The organism is Flavimobilis marinus (genome assembly GCF_900113055.1).
Lineage (GTDB): Bacteria > Actinomycetota > Actinomycetes > Actinomycetales > Cellulomonadaceae > Flavimobilis > Flavimobilis marinus.
In genome coordinates this window covers 335,337-351,906 of sequence record NZ_FONZ01000002.1, presented here as the reverse complement: position 1 = coordinate 351,906, position 16,570 = coordinate 335,337, and the positions used below count along the sequence as shown (strand labels likewise).

General features: G+C 73.5%; 18 protein-coding genes. 5 read left to right on the top strand and 13 right to left on the bottom strand.

Features of this window, described 5'->3' with window-relative positions:
- Position 1: 1 nt before the first annotated feature.
- Positions 2–1,321: an alpha-amylase family protein gene (locus BMZ30_RS06655; protein ID WP_219810198.1), complete on the bottom strand. Its 1,320-nt coding sequence runs from the start codon at positions 1,319–1,321 to the stop codon at positions 2–4.
- A 102-nt stretch (positions 1,322–1,423) separates the two neighbouring features.
- On the opposite strand from BMZ30_RS06655, the gene BMZ30_RS06650 reads away from it, so the two are divergent.
- Positions 1,424–2,380 (top strand): hypothetical protein, encoded by a 957-nt coding sequence (locus tag BMZ30_RS06650; protein WP_093376408.1) that lies wholly within the window; start codon positions 1,424–1,426, stop codon positions 2,378–2,380.
- On the opposite strand, the gene BMZ30_RS06645 is transcribed toward BMZ30_RS06650, so the two are convergent.
- The 3 genes from BMZ30_RS06645 to BMZ30_RS13490 are packed head-to-tail and all read right to left on the bottom strand — an operon-like array spanning position 2,377 to position 6,331.
- On the bottom strand, positions 2,377–3,837 hold the full coding sequence (locus BMZ30_RS06645) for a multicopper oxidase domain-containing protein (protein WP_093376406.1): 1,461 nt from the start codon (positions 3,835–3,837) through the stop codon (positions 2,377–2,379). The genes BMZ30_RS06650 and BMZ30_RS06645 overlap by 4 nt on opposite strands.
- Positions 3,834–5,150 carry a hypothetical protein gene (locus tag BMZ30_RS06640; RefSeq protein WP_177191302.1) on the bottom strand — a complete coding sequence of 439 codons (1,317 nt, stop codon included), beginning with the start codon at positions 5,148–5,150 and terminating at the stop codon, positions 3,834–3,836. The genes BMZ30_RS06645 and BMZ30_RS06640 overlap by 4 nt, the downstream gene beginning before the upstream one ends.
- The gene (locus BMZ30_RS13490) at positions 5,147–6,331 is read right to left on the bottom strand and encodes a hypothetical protein (RefSeq protein WP_177191301.1); all 1,185 of its coding nucleotides are present in this window, start codon (positions 6,329–6,331) and stop codon (positions 5,147–5,149) included. Before BMZ30_RS13490 ends, BMZ30_RS06640 begins: the two co-directional genes overlap by 4 nt.
- Before the next feature lie 36 nt (positions 6,332–6,367).
- Here BMZ30_RS13490 and BMZ30_RS06635 point away from each other — a divergent pair, with 36 nt between their 5' ends.
- Together BMZ30_RS06635 and BMZ30_RS06630 are read left to right on the top strand one after the other, a co-directional pair.
- The gene (locus BMZ30_RS06635; RefSeq protein WP_177191300.1) at positions 6,368–7,015 is read left to right on the top strand and encodes a helix-turn-helix transcriptional regulator; all 648 of its coding nucleotides are present in this window, start codon (positions 6,368–6,370) and stop codon (positions 7,013–7,015) included.
- Entirely contained in the window at positions 7,012–7,326 is a 315-nt protein-coding gene (locus BMZ30_RS06630) for a DUF2249 domain-containing protein (RefSeq protein ID WP_093376401.1), read from the top strand. The genes BMZ30_RS06635 and BMZ30_RS06630 overlap by 4 nt, the downstream gene beginning before the upstream one ends.
- A 57-nt stretch (positions 7,327–7,383) precedes the next feature.
- On the opposite strand, the gene BMZ30_RS06625 is transcribed toward BMZ30_RS06630, so the two are convergent.
- Complete coding sequence (locus BMZ30_RS06625) at positions 7,384–8,679, bottom strand: FAD-binding protein (RefSeq protein WP_093376400.1); 1,296 nt, start codon at positions 8,677–8,679, stop codon at positions 7,384–7,386.
- 34 nt (positions 8,680–8,713) lie between these two features.
- Positions 8,714–9,127, bottom strand: coding sequence for a hypothetical protein (locus BMZ30_RS06620; protein WP_093376398.1), 414 nt, complete (start codon positions 9,125–9,127; stop codon positions 8,714–8,716).
- 211 nt (positions 9,128–9,338) lie between these two features.
- Between BMZ30_RS06620 and BMZ30_RS06615 the strand changes: the two genes are divergently transcribed.
- On the top strand, positions 9,339–10,754 hold the full coding sequence (locus BMZ30_RS06615; protein WP_093376395.1) for a hemolysin family protein: 1,416 nt from the start codon (positions 9,339–9,341) through the stop codon (positions 10,752–10,754).
- Complete coding sequence (locus tag BMZ30_RS06610) at positions 10,751–11,773, top strand: hemolysin family protein (RefSeq protein ID WP_093376393.1); 1,023 nt, start codon at positions 10,751–10,753, stop codon at positions 11,771–11,773. Before BMZ30_RS06615 ends, BMZ30_RS06610 begins: the two co-directional genes overlap by 4 nt.
- Positions 11,774–11,782: 9 nt before the next feature.
- Here BMZ30_RS06610 and BMZ30_RS06605 read toward each other — a convergent pair whose 3' ends face one another.
- From BMZ30_RS06605 to BMZ30_RS06575, 7 genes are all read right to left on the bottom strand, one after another.
- Positions 11,783–12,277, bottom strand: a complete 495-nt coding sequence (locus tag BMZ30_RS06605) for an ASCH domain-containing protein (RefSeq protein WP_093376391.1) — start codon at positions 12,275–12,277, stop codon at positions 11,783–11,785.
- A 15-nt stretch (positions 12,278–12,292) separates the two neighbouring features.
- Positions 12,293–12,631 (bottom strand): hypothetical protein, encoded by a 339-nt coding sequence (locus BMZ30_RS06600; protein WP_093376389.1) that lies wholly within the window; start codon positions 12,629–12,631, stop codon positions 12,293–12,295.
- A gap of 117 nt (positions 12,632–12,748) precedes the next feature.
- Positions 12,749–13,270, bottom strand: coding sequence for a mycothiol transferase (locus BMZ30_RS06595; RefSeq protein WP_093376387.1), 522 nt, complete (start codon positions 13,268–13,270; stop codon positions 12,749–12,751).
- The gene (locus BMZ30_RS06590; RefSeq protein WP_093376385.1) at positions 13,270–14,244 is read right to left on the bottom strand and encodes an ABC transporter substrate-binding protein; all 975 of its coding nucleotides are present in this window, start codon (positions 14,242–14,244) and stop codon (positions 13,270–13,272) included. The genes BMZ30_RS06595 and BMZ30_RS06590 overlap by 1 nt, the downstream gene beginning before the upstream one ends.
- Positions 14,245–14,281: 37 nt before the next feature.
- Positions 14,282–14,977 (bottom strand): ABC transporter permease, encoded by a 696-nt coding sequence (locus BMZ30_RS06585; RefSeq protein ID WP_093376382.1) that lies wholly within the window; start codon positions 14,975–14,977, stop codon positions 14,282–14,284.
- Positions 14,974–15,654: an ABC transporter permease gene (locus BMZ30_RS06580; RefSeq protein ID WP_093376379.1), complete on the bottom strand. Its 681-nt coding sequence runs from the start codon at positions 15,652–15,654 to the stop codon at positions 14,974–14,976. Before BMZ30_RS06580 ends, BMZ30_RS06585 begins: the two co-directional genes overlap by 4 nt.
- The gene (locus BMZ30_RS06575) at positions 15,651–16,475 is read right to left on the bottom strand and encodes an ABC transporter ATP-binding protein (protein ID WP_093376377.1); all 825 of its coding nucleotides are present in this window, start codon (positions 16,473–16,475) and stop codon (positions 15,651–15,653) included. The genes BMZ30_RS06580 and BMZ30_RS06575 overlap by 4 nt, the downstream gene beginning before the upstream one ends.
- Positions 16,476–16,570 lie beyond the last annotated feature (95 nt).

The window sequence follows — 16,570 nt, the reverse complement described above, 5'->3', positions numbered from 1 at the left end:
GTCAGCCAGCCTGCAGCGTGAGGACCGCCCAGCCGTGCGTCGGCAGCCCGACCCGCCACCCGTCGGCCTCGACCCAGCCGTTGCCCGCGAGGACCGTGCACGGCCCCGGGAGCGCCGCCGTCGTCGGCTCGTCGGCGGTGCTCAGGGCGACGACGACGGCGCCGGTGTCGTCACGCTGTGACGACCGGTAGACGAGGAGCGTGTTGGTCACGCTGAGCACCTCGGTGCGCGAGGTCCGCAGCCACGGGTGGCGGCGGCGCAGGCCGACGAGCTCCTGGTGCAGGCGGAAGACCGCCGACGCGTCCGGCTCGAGGTCCGCCGGATCGGCCGGGAACGCCGGACGGATCGCGTCGTCGCCTCCGGCGCGGTCCTCCTTGACGCCCTCGAAGCCGAGCTCGTCGCCCGCGTAGATGGTCGGCGTGCCCGCGACCGTGAGCAGGACGGCCAGTGCGTGCGCCAGGTGGCGCGGCTCCTCGAGCTTGCTGGCGATGCGGGTGACGTCGTGGTTGCCGAGGAACGTCATCGGGACGAACGCCTCGCTGAACTCCGCGTGCCGCCCCAGGGCGTGCGCGAGCTCGTGGGCGTTCGCGTCGTTCAGCGAGCTCCACACGGCCTTCCACAGCTCGTACTGGGTGACGGCGTCCATGCCGGACTCGCGCACGATCCCCGCGTAGTCGCCGTGGATCACCTCGCCGACGACGTACACGTCCGGGTGGGCGGCGCGCACGCGCTCGAGGACGGGAGCCCAGAACGACGGCGGCACCGCGTAGGCGGCGTCGAGCCGCCAGCCGTCGGCGCCGCGCTCGAGCCAGTACTCCATGACGGACGCCACGTGGTCCGCGACCGCGGGGTTGTCGTGGTTGAGCGCGACGAGCGCCGAGTGCCCCTCGAAGTCGTCGTGCTCGACCGGGCCGCCGTCGTCGGGCCAGCGCAGGTGGAACCAGTCGGCGGCGGGGGAGCCCGGGCCCTGCTCGAGCGCCGTCGTGAACCGCTCGAATCCCTGCCCGACGTGGTTGAACACCCCGTCCAGGACGACCCGCAGCCTCCGGGCGTGCGCTGCTGCGAAGAGTGCGACCAGGTCGTCCTCGTCGCCCAGGCGCGGATCCACGCGGAAGTAGTCGACCGTGTCGTACCCGTGCGTCGAGGACGCGAACACCGGGCCGAGCAGGATCCCGGACGCGCCGAGCGCGATCGCGTGGTCGAGCCACGGCTCGAGACCGCCGAGCCGGTGGTGCACGCCGTCGCCGGTCCCCGAGGGCTCCGCTCCCACGAAGCCGAGCGGGTAGACGTGCCACAGCAGCGCATGATCGATCCACGTCACGAAGGACGCCCCTCTCCTCGGGTCAGCTGGCGCGTCCGACCCTATCGACGCGGACGCCGGAGGGCCTGCCGGACGGGCGCCCTCCGGGCGTATGCTCGAGGGGTGAGCGACGACGCTGCAACTCCGACCGGTCTCCTCCGCACCGCCGAGTTCGATGCCTTCGGCCCGTGGATCGACGAGGTCCGCGCGCCCGACGACGTCCCACCGCTGTTCCGCCCGCACCCCCTCGACCTCGCCGCAGCGACGCTCGTCCTCAAGGTGCCCCGCAACATCCCTCGCCGCGACGCGACGCCGGACATGAACCTCTACGACCACCTGCTCGTCGTCGCCGTGGACGGCTTCACGGTCCTCAGCCGCACCGCGGACGCCGCAGGGCGGGAGGGGTACGCAGCGCGGACCGTGGCGTTCGCCGACATCGCCGGGCTGCGGGACGCCGTGTCCCTGCTCGACGGGCGCCTCACGGTGCTGACCCGCGACGGGGACCCCGTCGTCGTCTCCTACAACGGGTCGGCGCGCACCGCTGTCACTCGACTCGTGGAGACCCTGCGCGCGGCCACGACCGGTGACGCGCCGAGCACAGCCGGGCACGCGTTGCGCACCGGCGCCCCGTCCGGCGGCGAGCCGTCGATGAGCGAGCGCGAGGTCGGGCTCGTCAACGACTTCCGTGAGATCACCCGACGCGACCCGCAGCTGCGGGCGTGGGCCTGGCACGAGCGCCGGGGTGTCCGGCTGCGTCCCGAGGCGAGCGGCGTCGTCGCGCGCCTCGCGCACCTCGTCTCCCCGATGACTCTCCAGGGCGCTGTGGTGGCTGGCAGCGAGACGGTGCTCGAGGTGGTGAGCCGGCGCGACTGGCTGCGCCGCGGCCGCGGTCCGGAGCACTCGTCGGGCCGGCTGGTGATCCCCTGGAGCAGGATCGACGCGGTGGTGGTGCGACCCCACCCGCGCTACGCGGGAGCGACGTCGGTGGAGCTGCGGCTCGGGAGCACGCCGGCGGAGATCGTCGTGCCCACCGGGTCGGACGCCCACGGGTTCTTCGCGGCCGCAGCTCAGGACAACTAGCTCGCGCCGGCGGGCTCCACGAGGAGCACCCCGTGCGCGCCCTTCTCCGCGAGACTCATCTGGTGGTTGACGAACGGGTAGTGCCCGGCCTCGCGCAGGGCCAGCTCGACGAACCCGCCCTGCGCCGCGAGCAGCGGCAAGGTCTGGGCCCCGGTGGTGCCCGCGGTGCCTGCGCCGGTTCCCCCGCGGACGGAGTAGGCGCCCTCCGTCCACACCGTGTCGAACTGGCCGCCGACCACGTGGAAGGACAGTGCCGCATTCGGCCCGGCGTCGAGCACCCAGAACCGGACGCGATCACCCACAGCCGCGGTGAGCGGGTGGGCGTCGTACTGGAACGCGCGGCCGTTGAAGGTGACGATGTCCGGGATCGCCGCGGCGGCCTTCGTCGCGTCCGTCGGACCGCCGTCGGCGCCCAGGTACTGCTCGCTCTGCACGAGGACGAACTGCCGGTCCACCGGGTCGAGGTTCGCCGGCTCGATCACGACGGCCCCGAACATCCCGTTGGCGATGTGCTGGGACATCGGCATCGTCGAGCAGTGGTACATCCAGACTCCGGCGCGGTCCGCCGTGAAGGTGTACTGCAGGCGCGCACCGGGCTCGATCGTGCGCATCGGCTCGTCGGGAGCGAGCTCGCCGGCGTGGAAGTCGATCGAGTGCCCCATGGTGCCCTCGTTGACGAGGGTGATCTCGAACGTGTCACCGACCCGACCGTGCAGCAGCGGGCCAGGCGAGGAGCCGTTGTACGTCCACACGACGCGGGTGACGCCGGGCGCGACCTCCTGGACCGCCTCGGTCACGGTGAATGTGTACCGGCGTACCGTCGCGTCGTCCAGCGGGGGCAGCTCGGCGGGGTGGGGCGTGGCGCTCGCGGCCGCTGCCTGCAGCTCCGCCGCCGACGGGACGGGCGACGCGGGGAGCGCGGGGTCGTCGTGCGCGCCCGCGGTGGAGGGGGGCGCGCCAGCGCCGGTCGCCACGACCTGCAGGGTCATGCCCATCTGCCGGTGCCCGGGCAGCGAGCACCAGCCCTCGAGGTCCGCCCCGACCACGCCGACGTCGACGGTCGCGCTCGCGCCGGGGGCGATCGCCGGGGTGCCGAGGGCGTCGCCGAAGACGAGGTCGTGCCGCTGGTCACCCGTGTTGGTGAAGGTGATCAGCAGCGCGTCGCCGCGCGGGACCTCGATCCGCGCGGGAGTGAAGGCCATGCCGTCGACCGTGACGGTCACCTCCGTGGTGCGGCCGGTGGGGGCGACGGGCGCGCCCGGGCTGGCCGCGCCGCTGCTGCTGGCTGCTCCCGGATCGGTCGCCGGAACCAGGCCCGGGTCGGCCAGGACGGCTGCGACGCTCAGGGCGACCACCGCGACGACGCCCATCACGGCGAGGGCCGCCCGCTGGACCGGGGTGCCCTCCTGCCCCGGCAGGGGACGCCGGGCGGTGGGCTCGGGCGGCGTCGTCGTCATGGAGTGCTCCTGGGCGGTGGGGTGAGGGTGAGCGGCACGGGCGGGGGGACGGCGGGCCCGCGGCCCCGCAGGCGTGCCTGGCGGACGCCCGCGCGCGCGAACAGCACGACGTCGAGCGCGTAGGCGAGCAGGACGGGGACCCACCACAGGGGCATGGGCCCGCTCCCGCTGATCGTCGCGATGGTCAGCAGAGCGAGTGCTGCGGCACGGAGCGCGACGCGCGCCGGTCCCGCGGTCTCCAGGACGGTCATGCCCGCGCGGACGGCGCTCGGTCCGCCGCCGATCACCACGGGCATGAGGTAGGTGAGAGCACCGACGAGGATCTGCAGGATCCCTCCGGCGCCGAGCAGGGCGAGCCAGGGCAGGTTGGTCGTGCGTAGCGCTGCGGCGTCGGGCGCGAGCACGGCGTTGACGACGATCGCGACGAGCGCGACGGCGGACCACGCCAGGCCGCTCGTCATGGTCCAGCTCGCGTACGACGACGGCCCGCTGCGGCGGGCCGAGCGCGCGAGCGGCACGCCGACGCCGACGAGCGCGGCGGTGCCGAACGCGCCGAGGCCCAGCCCCACGCCCGGCGTCCACCCGACGACGGCCGTCGCCGCCGCGAGGAGGATCCCGCCGACGGCCCAGGGCAGCGCGCCGACGGCGTGGCCCAGCGCCGCGGGGTCGATGCGCGTCCGGAGCATCGTCGGCGCGAGGGTGACGAGGGTGCCGCAGATGGACAGCCCGAGCCACCCGGCCACGTTGACGACCGCGTGCGCGAGAGTGAGGTCGTCGCGTGCGGCGAGCAGCCACGACGGCGCCCCCGCAGCGAACATGGCCACGGTGAGGAACCCCGCGAGCACGCAGCCGAGCACCAGGAACGCGGCCGCGGCGATGTAGTAGCGCACCGTGACCGCGAACCGGTTGCCCAGGCGGGTCCGTGCGGCGCGCAGCAGGGCGAGGCCGTGCCAGGCGACGATCGCACCGACCGCCCCGGCTCCGACGACGGTCCCGACGGCGGAGGCGGACCACATGGCGGCGACGAGCCCGACGAGGGTGATGTGGAAGGCGACCATGCGGATGCGGGCGTCGCGTCCCGAGCGCCGGTCCGCGGCCGGCAGGTGCAGGAGCGCGCGGGCGAAGTACCAGGACCACTGGAGCACGGAGCTGGTGAGGACGCCCAGCGTGATGATGTGCACGGACGTCCACAGGGGCTGCGGGATCGCGCTGCGCCCGACGACCGTGAGAGCCGACGTGACGAGGGCGACCAGCATCCACGCGGTCGTGAACCGGTCCGCGCGGAACCGACGCGGCCGGGCACCGCTGCTCACGAGACGACCGCCGTCGTCGGCTCCGTCGGAACCGCGCGGGGGCCCGGCCGGGCTCCGACGCTCGTGCGTGCCACCACCGTCCCCAGGAGGGCGAGCACGGCGACGACGCTCACGGTGCCGCCCAGTCGCCACGCACCCTCGGCCGCGTACGACGCGCCGAGCGCGCGGACCGCGAGCCCGCCGTGCAGGAGCGCGAGGACCACCCACATGACGGGGTGGTAGGGCAGGGGGCGGCGCACGATCGCGGGCACGACGACGGGCGCGTGCGCCATCACCATCGACAGGGCGAACCCGATGGTCAGGGCGTGGATGACGATGTCGTAGCGGTAGCCGGACAGCGCGGGGCCGCCGAGGATCCACACGAGCGCTGCCACCACCACCCAGGCGTAGCCGGCGAGCATGCTCACTGCCATCACGCGGGTGAGGCCGGGGGCGCGGACGGTGCGCCGGGCGACGTCGTGCACCGCGATGTCGACCACGAGGATGCCGAGGGTCAGCCCGAGCGCCGGGTAGCCCCACGCGGGGCTGAGGAGCGTCGCGACGAGGGCGACGAGCACCGCGCACACCTCGGCGACCACACGGGTCTCGGTGCCGCGCGCCAGGAAGGCGAGGCGCGCGAGCTCGAGGCGCTCGCCCAGCACCGTGAGGACCAGCAGGCACGCCCACCACGGCATGATCGTGGCGACGTCGAGGCCGCGGGTCCACAGGGCGATGCCGGCGAGCCCGCACACGGCGCCGAGCGCCTGGACGAGCACGGCAGCAGCGGCCTGGCGGCGCCAGATCGCGACGTAGACGGCGACGAACGCGCCCAGGCCCAGGATCCAGGCGAGCCCCGGGACCAGTCGTCCGCCCGGGACGGGCAGCCCGGCGACCTGCGCGAGCAGGAGCACCGTCCCGGCGGCGCACGCCGCGGGCGCGAGGTACGCCCAGGAGTCCCGGCGCGACCCGCCGGACCGCAGCGCTACGGCGCGCTCGAGGGTGATCACCGTCCCGAGGAACCCGTACACCATGAGGACCCCGTGCACGGAGGCGAGCGGGACCGACCGGACAGGGGCGGCGGCCCCGAGCCGGAGCAGCGCCGCGTCCAGCCCTGCGAGCATCGCGGCGCCGCCCAGCGCGAGGAGCAGCAGCCGCCCGCGCGGTACGCGGCTGCGCCGCCGGGGCACGGGGGTGGTGGTCATGGAGCCAATATAGAGGATGCTGATACTCTCAAATACGTGATCGAGTCCAGGACAGACGATGCGCGCCACGGCGCGCTCGCTGCACCCGCTCGCCGTGCGCTGCTCGCGCTGCTCCAGGGCTCGCCGGACGCCGCCTCGGCGGCCGAACTCGCCGCCGGGCTCGGCCTGCATGTGACCACGGTGCGGTTCCACCTGGAGCAGCTCGAGCACGCCGGTCTCGTCCGGCGCAGCGTCGAGCGCTCCGGCCGGCGCGGCCGTCCGGCGGTGCGCTACCGCTCGGTCGAGGCGGACCTGGTCGCGGCGCGCTCGGAGATGATCGACGCCCTCGCCGACGTCGCCGCGGCCGGGGGACCGGCACCCGCGGACGAGGCACGTCGCGCCGGTGAGCGTTGGGGGGCCAGTGTCGACGTCCCGCCGGGCGACGCGCTCGAGCTCACGACGCACGTGCTGACGCGGCTCGGGTTCGAGCCCGAGCCCGCGGGTGATCGCCTGGACCTGCGCGGCTGCCCCTTCCGCGCGGCCGCGCGCCGCAACCAGCAGGTCGTGTGCCAGATCCACCTCGGTCTCGCCCGCGCGGTGGCTGCGCGCGCCGACGACGGCGCCTCCGTGGATGTCCAGCTCCTCCCGTTCGTCGAACCCACCCTCTGTCAGCTCACCCTCACACCCACAAGGAGCACCCCATGAGCCAGCCCATCGAGATCCTGCCCGCCGCCCCGGAGCCCGCCAGCGGCGGCTGCGGCTGTGGCGGCCATGACGAGGCCGCCCCGGTCCTCGACGTCCGCACGATCCCGCACGCCGTGCGCCACGGCGCCGTCTTCGGAGCGTTCGACTCGATCCCGGCCGGGGGCTCGCTCGTGATCATCGCCCCGCACCTGCCCGCGCCGCTGCTCGCGCAGCTGGCCCAGCGCGCCCCGATCGACGTCGAGACGATCGTCGACGGCCCCACGGACTGGCACGTCCGCATCACGCGGCGGGCCGACCCGACGCAGTCGTAGCGAGACCGACGGCCGGCCCTCGTCCCCCGGAGGGCCGGCCGTCCTCCGCGCCGCGGCTCAGATCCTCGGCAGGAAGCGGTCGAGGAAGTCGTTGCGGAACTTGCCGTCGGGGTCCATCTGGGCGGCGAGGCGGCGGAAGTCGTCGGCGCGCGGGTAGGCCGCCCGGACGTCGTCGGGCGCCATGGCGAACACCTTGCCCCAGTGGGGACGCGGTGCGAAGGGTGCCAGGGCTTCCTCGATCGCGGGCAGCACCGCCGTGACGCCGTCGGGGTCCTTGAGCCAGGTGAAGTGCAGGGCGACCGAGTCCCGCTCGTAGCTCGGGCTGAGCCACAGGTCGTCCGCGGCCACGGTGCGGATCTCCGAGACGTGCAGCACAGGCGCGATGCGGTGACCGAGGGCGCTGAGCGCCGCCACGGCCGCGCCCGCGTGCTCGGCGGGCAGGAGGTACTCGGTTTGGATCTCGTCCCCGCTGCTCGGGGTGAACTCGAGGCGGAAGTGCGGCAGCCGCTCGTGGAAGGGGCCGACGACGCCGCCCTGCTGCGTGCAGTTCTCCGCGGGCATGCTGGGCAGCGGGTGCACCGCGTCGCCGGCGAGGTGCGCGCCGCGCCAGGTGTCGGGGAACCGGCCGTGTGCGTCGGTGGGCAGACCGGTCTCGTCCGCGCCGCCGTCGACGCGCCGCTTGAGCCACACCTGCTCGACCCCGGGACCGAACCACCGGGTGAACAGGCTCGTGCTGTACGCGCTGCCCAGCACCTCGGTGAGCCGGTCCTGCGTGAGCTGCTCCGGCGGGAGGTCGAGGTAGACCACCTGCCGCAGGTCGTACGCCGGCACCAGGTCGAGCGTGAGGCGCACGACCACGCCCAGCGCCCCGAGCGCGACGACCGCCCCGGGGAAGCGGTCCGGGTCCGCGTCGCGCGCCAGGTGCGCCAGCGTGCCGTCGGCGGTGACGAGCTCGACCGCGCGCACGGACGACGCCAGGTTGGCGTTGCGCGGTCCCGAGCCGTGGGTCCCCGTGGCGCAGGCGCCGCCCACGCTGATGTGCGGCAGGGACCCCATGTTCTTGAGCGCGAGGCCGTGGGCGTGCACCGCCTGGGCGACCGCGCCGTACCGCACGCCCGCGGCGACGGTGACCGTGCGGGCGACGGCGTCGACCTCGATCGTCTCGGGGAGCCCAGCGACGGAGACCAACTCGCCGTCGGTGTCAGCCACCCGGCTGAAGGAGTGCGCGGTCCCGAGCGCCCGGATCCGCGGCGCCGCGGCGACGACCGCGCGCAGCTCGTCGACGGTGGACGGGGCATGGACGCGGGTGGCGCCGAAGGCCACGGTCCCGGACCAGTTCGTCATGGAAGTCATGGGGTCCTCTCGGTGCCGCGGCGGGTCCGTGACGCTACAGGCACGGCTCCTCGGGCGCGTCGTCGGCCGTGCGGAGCCGGAACTCCACCACGTGGCCCTGGTCGTCGGTGAAGAGCGCACGGTCGCCGTCCACCCGCACCCATCCTGCCTGACTCGGGTTGTCCCAGCCTGCGGGTGGGTTGGCCAGGCCGCCCTCGGGCGTCTCGCTGGCGCTCGGGCTGCCGTCCCCGCTCGCGTCGTCGAGCTTCGAGGTGAGCGGACCGTCGACGGGGACGTACTCGCGTCCGCCGTGGTGCAGGCTGCGGACGCCGCAGTGCACGTAGAGGTCGATCTCGGTACGGGGCGCGTCCTTGTAGCCCTCCGGGATCGCGCCCTCGCCCGCGCACGCCGTCAGGAGCATCAGCGCGAGCGCGCCCGCGCCGATCGCGCGTCGGCCATCCAGACTCATCAGCCACCACCGTTCCGCCGGCCCCCCGGGATGGCCCGACCCTAGCGGCTGCGCGGTCACGCGGACAGTCCTCTGGCGCCGCAGGAACTCATGCCTCCGGCGCAGCGTTAGGCTGTCGGAACGCTTCCCGACTGCTGAGAGAGATGATGGACGCAGATAGTTGTCACCCCCTTGTGCCACCGTTCGGAGTCGCAAGGGGGTCGAACTTCTCGTGTGGGTGCTGACACTTCTCCTCGGCATCGTGGTGATTGGCCTGATCACCGCGCTGACCGGCTACTTCGTCGCGCAAGAGTTCGCATACATGGCGGTCGACCGCTCACGGCTCGGCGCTCGCGCCGCGTCGGGGGACCCCGGGGCGGGCCGAGCGCTGGCGGTGACGAAGCGGACGTCGTTCATGCTGTCGGGCGCGCAGCTCGGCATCACGGTCACCGGCCTGCTGGTCGGATACGTGGCCGAACCGCTCGTGGGCGAGTCCCTCGGGACGGCGCTCGGTGGTGTCGGCGTGCCGCAGTCCGTCGGGGTGGCCGTCGGCACGGTCCTCGCCCTGGTGTTCTCGACGTTCGTCCAGATGCTGTTCGGTGAGCTGTTCCCCAAGAACCTCGCCATCGCCAGGCCGGAGCCTGTCGCCCTGTGGCTGGCGCGCTCGACGACGATCTACCTCGCCGTCTTCGGCTGGCTGATCACGGTCTTCGACCATGCGTCCAACCTCCTGCTCAAGGCGCTGCGGATCGAGCCCGTGCACGACGTCGAGCACTCGGCCACGGCCCGCGACCTCGAGCACATCGTGGCCGACTCCCGCGAGAGCGGTGACCTGCCCGACGAGCTGTCGGTCCTGCTCGACCGGATCCTCGACTTCCCCCACCAGGACGCCGAGCACGCGATGATCCCGCGCGCCCGCGTCGACGTCGTGCGTGACGACGACACGCTCGCCTACGTCAGGGAGACGATGGCCACGGGGCACTCGCGCTACCCGGTCCTGACCGATGACGACCAGGTGCTGGGCGTCGTGCACCTCGAAGACATCCTCACGTCCGCGCTCCCGGGCACGAGCGTCACGACGCAGTTCCTCCGTCCGGCCCTGGTGGTGCCCACGACGATGGCGCTGCCCGATGCGCTGCGCGAGCTGACGACCAGCCGCAACAGGCTGGCGTGCGTGATCGACGAGTACGGCGGCTTCGCCGGTGTCCTGACCCTCGAGGACCTCGCCGAGGAGCTGGTCGGCGAGATCACCGACGAGCACGACCCCGAGACGCCGACCGTCCCTCCTCGGGACGACGACGGCATCTGGGTGATGGCCGGCGACGTGCACATCGACGAGGTCGAGCGCGCGATCGACCACGATCTGCCGCGCGACGAGTACGAGACCATCGCGGGCCTCGTCATCGACACGTACGGCGCGTTCCCGGCCGTCGGGGCCCGCGTGCGCGTCGAGCTCCCGCTGGACCCCGCCGACCTCGCCCGCGCCGAGGAGCCCGTGATCACCTGGGCCGTGATCGAGGTACTCGAGGTCGACCGGCACGTCCCGTCGCTGGTCCGGCTCACGCTCACGGAGGACGCCGACGGCGGCGCGCCTGACGACGCAGCCGACGCCCCGACGCACACCACCCCGACGGAGGAGGACCGATGAGCAACCCCTGGGTCGTCGCCGCGCTGACGGTCGCCTTCATCGCGCTCAGCGCGTTCTTCGTCGCCGTCGAGTTCGCACTGCTGGCGGCCAAGCGCCACCGCCTGGAGGACGCGGCTCCCACGAGCCGCGCGGCGCGTGCAGCGCTGCGCAGCTCGACCGAGCTCACCGTGCTCCTGGCTGGATCCCAGCTCGGCATCACCGTGTGCACCCTCGCGCTCGGCGCTGTCACCAAGCCGGCGGTCCACCACTGGCTGACGCCCCTGTTCGAGGACTGGGGCGCGCCGCTGTGGGCGGCCGACGTCGCCGGGTTCGTCCTCGCCCTGGTGATCGTGACGTTCCTGCACCTCGTGGTGGGGGAGATGGCACCGAAGTCGTGGGCCATCGCGCACCCGGAGACGTCGGCGACGCTGCTGGCGATCCCGATGCGCGGCTTCATGTTCCTTACCCGACCGCTGCTGATCGGCCTGAACAACCTTGCCAACGTGTGCCTGCGCAAGGTTGGCGTCGAGCCCACCGAGCAGCTCGCGACCGGGCAGCGTCCCGAGGACCTGCGCCACCTCGTCGAGCACTCCGCGAGCGTCGGCGCTCTCGACGCCAGCTATTCGGCGCAGCTCTCGGGCGCGCTGGACCTGCAGGCGCTCACCGTGGCGGACCTCGTCAAGCCGGGGACGCGGCCCACGGCCGTGCCCGTCGGCGCGACCGTGGCGGACGTCCAGCAAGCCACGCGAGCCACCGGGCACCTGAGGATCCTCGTGGGGGCCGGCGACGAGGTGGTGGGCGTCACGCACGTCCGGGACACGCTGGACCAGCCGGACGACCGGCCGGTCGCCGAGCTGATGCGGCCGGTCTTCGCCTTCGAACCCTCGACCCCGGTCTATGCGGCGCTCGCCGCGATGCGCGAGACGCGCAACCACCTCGCGATCGTGAGCGACGGCACGACCGTCAGCGGCGTGATCACCCTCGCCGACGTGCTGGCGAAGCTGTTCCCGCGGACGACGGAAGCCGCCGGCGTGAGCTGAGGGTCGAGCTCAGTCGGCGTGCTCGGGCGGCCACACCACCGTGAACCGTTCGAGCACGATCTCGTCGTCGGGAGACCACGTGGCACCGCGCGCGGCGCAGGTGCGCTCCCAGTAGCGGCGGTGCTCGGTGCGCCAGCTCGCGAGCGTCCGGTCGTCCTCGCCCTCGTCGTAGGCGAAGGCGGCGTCGACGTCGTCGAACCGGGCGAGGCGGAGCTCGGTGCTGCGGAGGACGATGCGCGGCGCACCCCGGCCGTCGCACGCGATCCAGTGGGAGCCGATCCGCGGCAGCTCGTCGAACTCCCCGGCGAGCTCGGCGGTCGCCCGCTTGCGCCCGCTGAGCACGACGGCGAGGAGCGCGTCGGCGAGCTCGGCGGAGTCGCCGAAGGTCTCGACGGTGTACTCCGGGCACGCAGCGACGGCGCGCGGGTGGGCCGCGGCGTACGCGTACCACATCGCGTCAGCAGCCGCGCGGTCGAGGGCCGGGAGCGGGGTCGAGCCGGTCATCGGGGGTCGCTCCGGCTACGGGGTGGGAGCGCCGATGCCCCAGCGGCCACCGGGGACGACCGCCGCAGCCGGGTCGCTGCTCGAGAGGTGGCCCTGGGGTCCGGCCGCTGGTGCGGGGAGCTCGCCCGCGCCGCTCAGGTCGGTGTGCCGGTCGAACCGCTGCAACGCTCGGAACAGGCCCACCAGGAAGGTGGCCGTCCCGGCGAGCGAGATGATCGCGGCGATGATCAGGAACAGCCCGGAGGTCATCGCCCATCCGAGCAGCCCGACGACGGGCGCGGCCACGAGTGCCAGCGCGAGCCCGGTCACGATGGTCTCGGCGCTGCGGGGGATGGTCGTCGTGGGCTCGCTCATGGCGGGGTGTCCTCGCTGATCGGTCGATGCGGCTGATGCTGGCCCGCTGGATGCGAACCTGCTGGCGATGCCACACCCTATCCAGCGCGAGCGTCGACCCGGTGGTCCGCCGTCAGGTCAGGCTGTTGCGCCCCGGCCCAGCATGCCGGCCAGGTAGGCCGCCTGGCCGGCGTGCTGGAGGTCGTCGGAGACGACGCTCACGAGCCGCACGCCGAGCGTCACGGGCGGGTCCCAGCGCTCGTCCACGACCCGTGCGAGATCGTCGTCCGCCAGGCTGCCGACGAACTCGAGGGTGCGCGCGTGCACCGCGTCGACGTACCCCGTCAGGAGCTCGGCGCTCAGGCCACGGACCCGCGCGACGTCGTCGGGCGAGTGCCCGTAGCCGATGTCCTCGGCCGGAAGGTCGAGGCCGAAGCGCTCCGCCCAGCCGTCCTCGGTCCACACCTGCGCACGGCCGGCGACGTCGGCGACGTGGTCGTCCTGAACCCGTGCCAGGTGCCAGACCAACCACGCGATCGAGTTCGCCTCCGGATCGGGCCGGACGTCGAGGTGCTCGGTGGGGAGGCCGTCCAGGACCTCGTGGACGACCTCGCGGATGCGTCCGAAGGCGTCGGCGAGCAGGTCCGTCGTGGCGCTCATCAGCCCAGCAGCCCCTCTTCGGTGAGCCAGTCGGTGGCGATGGTCGCGGCGTCGAGCTGCTCGCCCTGGCTGCGTGCGTTCATCGCGACGAGGTCCTCGGTCGTGAGCGCTGCGCTGATCGGGTCGAGGGTCGCAGCGAGCTCCTCGGCGCGATCCGCGGCCACCAGCGGAAGCACGTTCTGCGCGAGGAACATCGACTCGGGGTCCTCGAGCGCGACGAGCTCACCCGCCGCGAGGACCGGGTCAGCGGTGTACACGTTGCCCATCGTGATCGTGCCGTCGCGCAGGGCGTCCTGGGTCAGGGGGCCGCCGCTGTCGCCGATCGCCACGAAGTCGACGGTCACGTCGTAGAGCTCCTGCAGCCCCGACGGGCCGTACGGCCGCGACTCGAGCTCGGGATTGCCACCGATCGTGACGTCGCCGTCATAGCCGGCGAGATCGGCGAGGCTGGTGATCCCGTTCGACTCCGAGAACTCGCGCGTGACCGTGTAGGAGTCGGCGTCCTGCGCCTCGGCGTGCTCGAGGACGGTCAGGCCTTCGGGCAGCGCGTCGGGGAGAGCCGCGGCCACGTCCTCGGGCGACCGGGCCTCGGTCTCCGCCTCGTAGAACTGCAGGAGGTTTCCGGAGTACTCCGGGAGCACGTCGACCTCGCCGGACGTCATCGCGGCCAGGTAGACGTCGCGCTGCCCGATCTGGAACTGGCGGGTGACCTCGAAGCCGTCGGCCTCGAGCGCCTGGGAGTAGATCTCGGCGAGGATCTCGTTGGAGTAGTACGCCTGCGAGCCGACGACGACGGGCGCGTCGCCGCCGCTCTCGCCGGTGGCCGTGGGCGCGCTCGTCGGGGCGAGCGGGTCTTCGCCACCGCCGCATGCGGTGAGCGCGAGGGCGAGCGTGGTGACCGCAGCGCCCCGGACGGCGAGCGCGCGGAGCGGCGAGCGGCGGACGGTCGGACGGTGCTGCTGGCGAGCGTTCACGGGGAGTTCCTCTTCCGCTGGAGCCTGTTGTCTGGGGTCAGTCTGCTGTGTGCACGGCGGGCTGTCGCGCCGGAGCGGCGATCGTCCGCGCCACGCGGGCAGCCGCGGCCAGGACGGCGTCGACGACGACGGCGAGCGCGACGATGAGCAGCGCCCCGCCAAGCATCTCGTCGTAGGAGCGCAGCGCGATCCCACGCTGGATGTAGATGCCGAGCCCGCCGAGCCCGACGTACGAGGCGAGGACCGCCGTCGCGACGATCTGCAGCGCCGCGCTGCGCAGGCCGCCGACGAGGAGCGGCAGCCCGAGCGGAGCCTCGACGCGCGCGAGAACCTGCCACTCGGTCATGCCGGTCGCGCGTGCTGCGTCGATCACGTCACGGTCGATCGCCTCCAGACCGGCGTACGCGCCGGCCAGCACCGACGGGATCCCGAGGACGACGAGCACCACGGTGGCCGCGAGCCAGGCATCACCGATACCGACCGCGAGCGTCAGGACGGTGAGCAGCCCGAGGGACGGAAGCGCGCGCGCGGCGCCCGACAGCGCGACGGCCAGCTGACGTCCGCGACCCGTGTGCCCGATCAGGTAGCCCAGCGGGATCGCCACGAGCGCGGCGACTGCCAGCGCGAGCAGCGTGTACCCGAGGTGCTCGAGCACCCGGGCTGCGATCCGCCCGGCGCCGGTGTGCTGCGCGGGATCGAGGAGCCAGGCGAGCGCGTCGCGGAAGAGGTTCACGCGGCCCCCCTCGCGGTCAGTCGCAGCCGTGCGGCACGCCGGCTCGGGCGGCGCGTCCAGGGCAGCAGTACCCGGCCGACCAGGACGAGGGCGAGGTCGAACAGGAGCGCGATGAGCACCGTCGCGGCGATTCCCGCGACGATCTCCTCCGGGATGCCGCGCTGCAGCCCGTCCATGAACAGGTAGCCCAGGCTGCGGATGCCGACCAGCACCCCGACGGTGACGAGGCTGACCGTGCTCACGGCCACGACCCGCAGCCCGGCGAGGAGCACCGGCCCCGCGAGGGGGAGGTCGACCGCCCAGAACCGTCGCCACGGCGAGTAGCCGAGGGCGACCGCGGCCTGGCGCACAGAGGGGTCGACGGACGCCAGCCCCTCGGTGACGGACCGTGTCATCAGGGCGACCGCATAGATCGACATGGCGATCACCACGTTCGCCTCGCTGAGGAAGCTGATGCCGAGCAGCGGGGGGAGCAGCACGAACAGCGCGAGGGACGGGATGGTGTAGGCCAGCCCGACCACCGTCAGGATGGCCGCGCGCAGGGGGCGCACGCGCCAGGCGAGCGTGCCGAGGGGGAGAGCGAGGGCGAGCCCCGCGAGGATCGGGACCACGCAGAGCAGCGCGTGGCGGACCGCGAGGTCGGCGATCAGCTCGAGGTTCGCGCCGATCCAGCTCATGCGGTGGGCTCCTCCTCGAGGACTCCTGCCGGCCGGCCCTCGGCGTCGACGACGATGCGGCGCCCGTCCTGCACGCGCACCTGCAACGACCGACGCCCGCGCGTCACCCCGACGAAGTCAGCGACGAACTGGTCCGCTGGCGCGGCCATGATCTGAGCTGGCGTGCCCTGCTGGGCGATCCGGCCACCCTCACGGAGGATCACGACGCGGTCGCCCACCCGGAAGGCCTCGTCGATGTCGTGGGTGACCAGGACGATCGTCTTGGCGAGCTGGTTCTGGATGCGGAGCAGCTCGTCCTGGAGGTCCGTCCGGACGATCGGGTCGACGGCGCCGAACGGCTCGTCCATGAGCAGGATGTTGGGGTCGGCCGCGAGTGCTCGGGCCACCCCGACCCGCTGCTGCTGACCGCCGGAGAGCTGGTGCGGGTAGCGGTCTGCCATGGCGCGGTCCAGGCCGACGGTGTCCATGGTCTCCAGCGCGCGGGCCTGGGCGTCCCGCCGTCCCATCCCGTTGAGCCGCAGCACGGTCGCGACGTTGTCGAGGACGCGGCGGTGGGGAAGCAGCCCTGAGCTCTGCATGACGTAGCCGATGCGGCGGCGCAGCCGCACGGGGTCGAGCGCGGCGACGTCGTCACCGTCGATCAGGACCGTGCCGGCGGTGGGCTCGACCATCCGGTTGATCATGCGCAGCACCGTCGTCTTGCCCGAGCCGGAGGAACCGACGAGCACAGTGACCTGGTGGGCCGGGATGACGAGGTCGAGGTCCAGGACGGCGTCCGTGCCGCCGCCGAATCGCTTGGAGACCCCCCGCAGCTCGATCATGCGGCGGGACGCGGGCGAGGGCGGGCGTGGCGGGGCATGGAGACGAGGCTACTGCTGACAGGTGACACCGCGCGCGGGATCACCGCCGTCGCTCA